Origin of the sequence: Kosakonia sp. H7A, assembly GCF_003028445.1 — a bacterium.
Classification (GTDB): Bacteria; Pseudomonadota; Gammaproteobacteria; order Enterobacterales; family Enterobacteriaceae; genus Kosakonia; species Kosakonia radicincitans.
Genome location: NZ_PYTZ01000127.1, coordinates 1 through 444 on the forward strand (window position 1 = coordinate 1; position 444 = coordinate 444).

A 444-nucleotide genomic window follows, 5' to 3' on the forward strand; every position below is an offset into this window, starting at 1 on the left:
GCAAGTACAACGGCCTGGGTGGCAAGGTCGAGCCGGAAGAGGACGTCATGGCGGGCATGCGCCGCGAGCTGCGCGAGGAGGCTGGCATCGAGTGCGAATCGATGCAGCTGCGCGGCACGGTGAGTTGGCCGGGCTTCGGCAAGCAGGGCGAAGACTGGCTGGGCTTCGTGTTCGTGATCGACCGCTACAGCGGCCAGACACTGGCCTCCAACCCCGAGGGCACCCTGGAGTGGGTGCCGCTGGACCGCCTGCACGAGTTGCCGATGTGGGAAGGCGACCGCCATTTCCTGCCGCTGGTGTTCGACGGCGACCCGCGCCCTTTCCACGGGGTAATGCCGTACCGGGATGGCCGCATGCAGTCCTGGTCGTTCTCGCGCTGACGCGGCCGCTGCGGCGGCGCGCGCGTTTTGTCAACCGTTCAGACTATCCACACGGCATGTGGAC

1 protein-coding gene is annotated in these 444 nt (G+C 67.3%); it reads left to right on the forward strand.

Annotated features, from left to right (window positions below):
* The coding region (locus CWM66_RS28555) for an 8-oxo-dGTP diphosphatase (RefSeq protein WP_107147760.1) at positions 1-380 on the forward strand (380 nt) is incomplete at its 5' end.
* Positions 381-444: the final 64 nt, after the last annotated feature.